We start from the raw sequence: 6,444 nt of genomic DNA on the forward strand, positions 1-6,444 counted from the left end.
TCCTGCTGAACCGCTCTTCCGATCTTAAGTATATTTTCTTTGACCCATTCTGAGGTTACAGATTTTGGTCTGTGTAAGGGATGTAAAAAAACTTTATCCCATATTTGTTGAGATAACACCCCTAATGCTCTGGCTGCCCCGAAGAACACCGTATAAAAAGCAGTTTCCGTAAACCCAAAATAATGTAAAATTGCACCGGAATGAGCATCTATATTCGGATACGGATTTTTAATCTTAGCAATACTACCTAAAATTTCCGGAGCAACATTGTAAACATTCCATACGGTATTTAAAAGAGGACTTGTAAGCCTGTATTTTTTTGCAAACTCCATAAATGCTATAAAGCGGGGGTCAGTTTGTCTTAAAACCGCATGTCCGTATCCAGGTACTACCATACCCTTATTACAAACTTCTTGTATATATTCAGCAATTTGTTCTTTTTTAGGTTGTTTATTATTGTAATGAGTCAGTAATTTTTGTAACCATTCTAAGGAAGTTTGACTTGCCAAGCCATGTAAGGGTCCTGATAAACTCTGCATGGCAGCAGCATAAGAACCATAAGGATTAGCCAAGGTAGACCCAACCACATGACAAGTATTGGCAGAACCATTTCCACCCTCATGATCACTATGTATTGTCATATACAAACGAAAAAATTCTTTTAATTCTGAATTAGGAGAATTATCTTTATCACCTAACATATGAGCTAAATTACCTGCCCAATCTAAGGAAGAATTAGGCTCTATATGTTTAGAATTTTTATAATTATGATTATATAGATATGAAATTAGCTTTGGTAAGATTGCTATAATATTCATAGCATCTTCATAGATATATTCCCAATACTTATTTTTAGGTATACCATCTAAATACACCTTACTAAACAGAGATTCTGTTGCCATAGCAGAAATTGCTGTAGTAAATTGTACCATAGGATGGGTATTTTTAGGGAGTATATTAATAACATCATACACATGTCCGGGAATAACACATCTTTTCTGCCAATCCATAGTTAAATTACTTACCTCATCTTGTGTAGGGATTCTTCCTAATAATAATAAAATAAATAAAACTTCAGGCAGAGGTTCTTTACTATTTAAATTGGATATAGGCATATTTTTGTAGATATCACTAATTAACATACCCCTAAACTTAACTCCTATATTTGCATCTAGCAAGGAGGTTTCCGTTACCATAGCAATAACATCTCTTAATCCGCCGTAGAGTTGTCCTAAAGTAATTTCATCAACTACAATATTACTATTTTCTTTAATTAAGGTTTTGATATTTGTGGCATATGGAATTGCTACTTCAGCAAAATTATTTTTTAAATTATTCATTATAAAAATTATCCCTGTATATCTTTTAATAATATTACTTCTTGTAAAGATACTATATTTATTTTCATAAAAATGCAAAAACATTTTCTATTTTGCCATAAAAGAATTAAAAACATAACAGTCCATACTAAATATAAGACTACTAGTTACATTACTATATACAGCATTATTATTTTAATCCTTTATAATATTCTTATTTAATTAGCTTAGGTAAAAAATATACTTATAAATATCCTTAATCCCATGATGATATAACTATATGTATATGAAAAAATAGAAGTTTTGAGTTTATATTTTTAAAAAAGGAAAAAATAGAGAAGTAAAAATCAATATTAATAGCGAAAAAGCGGATTTACTTTACCTTTTAAATAATGCTTGTGTAATCTACGCAAGAATTGCTCAGAAAATGGTAAAACTTTAATAGTAGTAGATATAAATATGGAAGTTATTACTGTGTTTGATGTAGCTAGTACCAAGATAAATAATTTTGATACCTTCTCTTTTAAAATTATCTCTTATACTATTATTAATAGTTTATGCTTTTTAACAAATATAATACTCTATTAAGCTTTAGTAGCAAGCATATTCTATATTATTTTCACATACTTAATATAAATTATTAGCATAACATTAGAAGAGCTTATACATTGAATATATTTTTGCACCATTAGAATCATACTTCTTACCATGTAATTTTTTGTACTACAACTGGTACACAATATGTTTAAGATTTGCCAATAATAAAATCACTAAAGTTTTTTAGTAAAAGATTTAAAAAACTTACTCAGAAAATGTCTAAAGCTCTAGGGGATTAAGTGTTTTAGGAATTCTTGCAGTTTGAGATTTTAATTGCCCGCAAGCAACTAAAATATCATTACCTCTGGTTTCTCGTACTGTGGCAGTATAACCTTTTTCTCGTAAGAACTCTGCAAAATCTTTAATAACTTCAGGACTGGAACATTCAAAATCACAACCATCCCAACTATGGAACGGTATTAAGTTAAATTTTGAAGGCACTCTCTTAGCTAATTTTGCCAAATCTCTAGCATGCTCCGGAGTATCATTAACCCCTTTTAACATTACATATTCAAAAGTTATTCTTTTAGCATTTGATGAATTATAATAATTGTTACAAACCTCAATTAATTCTTTCACAGGATATTTTTTATTAATCGGCATAATTGTATCTCTTAAAGCATTATTAGGTGCATGTAAGCTAATAGCTAAATTTACCGGTAAATCTTTAGCAAGTTTAGCAATATTAGGTAGAATTCCACAGGTTGACAAAGTAATTTTACGTTTGGAAATTGCTAATCCCTCATGGTGATTCAAAATCTTCATTGCCTGTAACACTTCTTTATAATTCTGTAAAAGTTCCCCCATACCCATAAATACAATATTACTAATTAGTCTTTTATCAGGGTTATTTTGATTATGTTCCCTATTTTCAGTTTTATAATCATTATACATATCTTTAAATAATAATACCTGCCCTACTATTTCTGCAGCAGTAAGATTTCTTACCATTTTTTGAGCACCTGTATGGCAGAAAGTACAACCCATATTGCAACCCACCTGAGAAGACACACAAATAGTACCCCGTTCAATCGTAGGAATATAAACGGCTTCAATCTCCTTTTTATCGTGTAATGATAGTAATAGTTTATGAGTACCATCATTTGCTTTTTGTTCTTTAACAATGCTTGGTCTCTCTAAACTATAAGTCTGCTTTAGTTTAGCTCTTAAACTTTTACTTAGAGAAGTCATCTTGCTAAACTCTTTATGGCCTCTTATATAAAGAAAATTCCATAATTGTTTTGCCATAAAGGCAGGTTCTCCTAATGATTGCATTTCTATTACTAATGCTTCATACCTTTTAGCAATTAAATTAGTACTACTTTGTTTTATTTACATAATTTTTCTTAACCTGTATTACTATTTACAAACTCTGTGCAGTTTTTGATACGCTTTTTTAAACCCAGCCAAAGAATAGGTGTCATTAACTTCTGAATGCTCAAACTGCTGTATAACTTTAAATTCATTATTTTCTAGCATTGCTTGAATAATCCTATCAGCTTCAGCTTCATCTTCGGTATAACTCTCATTACCATACGTTTTTACGGAATATCTATTATCATTAATTACAAATACTGCCTCTGATGCATCTTTATATTCTTTTCCGCCATAAATTAAAATTTCTTTATTAAGCTCAGCATCATTAGGATTTACTACTACCATTAAATAGTATAAATTGCGTTCTTTATAATTACCGATAGACTGCACCGGGAAAGATACTGCATAACAAACGTTTTTTTCTTTAAACACTCGCCAATTATCATAGACCGCCATCTGTTTTTTATCAGCACTATTAATAAAACAAGCACTCAACACTATACTTAACATAAATAAGCTAAAAATTTTTATAAATTTATTAAACTGTATATTTTTATACATTTAATTTATATATCTAAGTTATGAACATTTAAAGCATTTCTTTGAATAAATTCTCGTCTTGGTTCTACCACATCTCCCATTAATGTTGAAAATACTTCATCTATTTTCTCTAAATATTCGGCTTTTACTTGTAATAAAGAACGAGATTCCGGATCTAAGGTGGTTTCCCAAAGTTGTTCTGGGTTCATTTCCCCTAATCCTTTATATCTTTGAAGGTAAATACCTTTTTTAGCATTTTCCTGAATATGTTTAATTAAAGATAAGGGACCGAAAACTCTATTGCTAACCTCTTTTAATTTTAAAGAACCGGTCTCTAAGAAATAAGTTTGTAATTCTTGAGATAATTTATTTAAACTTACCGCATCCTGAGAGCTAATCATTTTTTTGGTAACAACATATTCCTCTCTTACCCCTCTTAATTCTCTAATAATACTATACCCTAATATATTATACTCTTTAATTTGAGTTTCACTACTTTGAATGTCTCCGGATTGAACCTCTCTTGTAGAGAATAAGTCTTCTAATTTTTTATCATCAACATTCTCTATATAAAGGTTTTTAGAATCTTTAGATTGAGTAATTTGTTGCCCAATAGTTTGAGTTTTAATTAATACTTCCCAAGTGTCTTCAAAAGGTTTTTCTAAAGTATTAAGCTTAATAGCAAGCTCTTTACACCTTTGCTCTAATAATTCTAAATTATTTAAGAGATTTACATCTAGAATACCAACAATTGCCATAGCTTCAATAATTTGTGCATTAATTTCTTTAGCTAAACTCTTGGTTAATTTCTCAGATTTTATAGCTAATTCCGTAATACCTCGTAAATCCTGCCCCATAATTTGATTACCTTGTGCAGTGGTTAAAACTGCTCCTTCATCTAATGAGACATCAAATAAGAAATTGTCTAAAGCAACCTGATCTTTATGATAGACTTCAGAATTACCTCTTTTAGTTTTATATAAGGGCGGTTGTGCTATATAAATATAACCTTTCTCAATTAAAACCGGCATCTGACGATATAAAAAAGTTAATAATAAGGTTCTAATATGACTCCCATCAACATCCGCATCGGTCATAATAATAATTTTATGATAACGGCATTTTTCAATATCAAATTCATCTTTACCAATTCCGGTACCCAGTGCCGTAATTAGAGTGCCAATTTCCGCAGAAGATAAAATTTTATCAAATCTTGATCTCTCTACATTAAGAATCTTTCCCCTTAAAGGTAATACCGCTTGAACTTTACGATTACGTCCTTGTTTAGCAGAACCACCCGCTGAGTCCCCCTCTACTATTAATAATTCACATAAACTGGGATCTTTTTCAGAACAACTAGCTAATTTACCAGGTAAGTTTGCAGGATCTAAAGATGTCTTCTTTCTAGTTAATTCTCTTGCTTTACGAGCTGCATCACGGGCAGAGGCGGACTCTATAATTTTATTAATAATAATTTTAGCTTCTTTAGGATTTTTTTCAAAGAAAGTAGCTATTTTCTCAGAAACTGCACTTTCTACCACAGGTCTTACTTCAGATGACACTAATTTATCTTTAGTTTGAGAAGAAAATTTAGGATCAGGTACCTTTACCGATAGCACACAAGTTAAGCCCTCTCTAGCATCTTCACCGCTAATTTCTATTTTAGCTTTTTTTTGTAAATTTTGAGCCTGTAAGTAATTTTGAACAGTTCTGGTTAAAGACGAACGAAAGCCTGCTAAATGGGTTCCACCATCTTTTTGAGGAATATTGTTGGTAAAACATAGTGTATTTTCATGATAACTCTCATTCCAATGCAAAGCTGCTTCTACGATTATATGTTCTTTTTCTACCTTAAAACTAACTATATCTTTTACCAATGAAGTTTTTGATTTGTCTAAATATTTTACAAATTCAACTAAACCTCCCTCATAATACATAACCTCAACCAGTTCTTCACTAGGTCTTTTATCTATGAGTTCTATTTTAATCCCTGAATTTAAAAAAGCTAATTCCCTAATCCTTCTCTCAATAGTTTTAAAGTCAAAATTAATTTGGCTAAAAGTTCCTAGGGAAGGTAAAAAAGTTATTTTAGTTCCGCCTATAGGTTTCCCGTTTACTATTGGAGCATCTCCAATTATTTTTAGAGGAGCTACACTAACCCCTGTCTGAAATTTTATAAAGTATTCTTTGCCATTTTTCCAAATATGTAAATCTAAAAAATCTGAAAGTGCATTAACCACTGATACCCCTACCCCATGTAATCCTCCTGAAATTTTATAAGAATCTTGGTCAAATTTGCCACCGGCATGTAATTGTGTCATAATTACTTCTGCTGCGGAAATCCCTTCTCCTTCATGAATATCTACAGGAATTCCCCTGCCATTATCAACTACCGTACAGGTACCGTCACGATTAAGAGTTATAGTTATTGTATCACAATGCCCTGCCAAGGCCTCATCAATCGAATTATCTACTACTTCCTGTACCATATGATGCAACCCAGAGCCATCATCAGTATCACCGATATACATTCCCGGTCTCCTTCTAACTGCTTCTAAGCCTTTTAAAACTTTAATTGACGAAGAGTCATAATTATTTTTTGCACTATCCATAAAATTCCTTTTTAATATACGCTGATCGATTATAGATTATTGGTATTTATAATTTATAT

At 31.0% G+C, this 6,444-nt stretch carries 3 protein-coding genes; all 3 read right to left on the reverse strand.

The window, feature by feature from the left end; translation table 11 throughout:
• Positions 1 to 2,135 precede the first annotated feature (2,135 nt).
• Genes rlmN through gyrB form a run of 3 tightly spaced genes read right to left on the reverse strand, consistent with a single transcriptional unit; the run spans position 2,136 to position 6,385 of the window.
• The gene (gene rlmN, locus ACQCX0_RS05335) at positions 2,136 to 3,248 is read right to left on the reverse strand and encodes a dual-specificity RNA methyltransferase RlmN (protein ID WP_462563135.1); all 1,113 of its coding nucleotides are present in this window, start codon (positions 3,246 to 3,248) and stop codon (positions 2,136 to 2,138) included.
• A 27-nt stretch (positions 3,249 to 3,275) separates the two neighbouring features.
• On the reverse strand, positions 3,276 to 3,794 hold the full coding sequence (locus ACQCX0_RS05340; protein ID WP_462563133.1) for a hypothetical protein: 519 nt from the start codon (positions 3,792 to 3,794) through the stop codon (positions 3,276 to 3,278).
• 5 nt (positions 3,795 to 3,799) lie between these two features.
• On the reverse strand, positions 3,800 to 6,385 hold the full coding sequence (gene gyrB / locus ACQCX0_RS05345) for a DNA topoisomerase (ATP-hydrolyzing) subunit B (RefSeq protein ID WP_462563134.1): 2,586 nt from the start codon (positions 6,383 to 6,385) through the stop codon (positions 3,800 to 3,802).
• Between the last annotated feature and the right edge of the window lie 59 nt (positions 6,386 to 6,444).

It is taken from the genome of Candidatus Hepatincolaceae symbiont of Strigamia maritima (assembly GCF_055505085.1).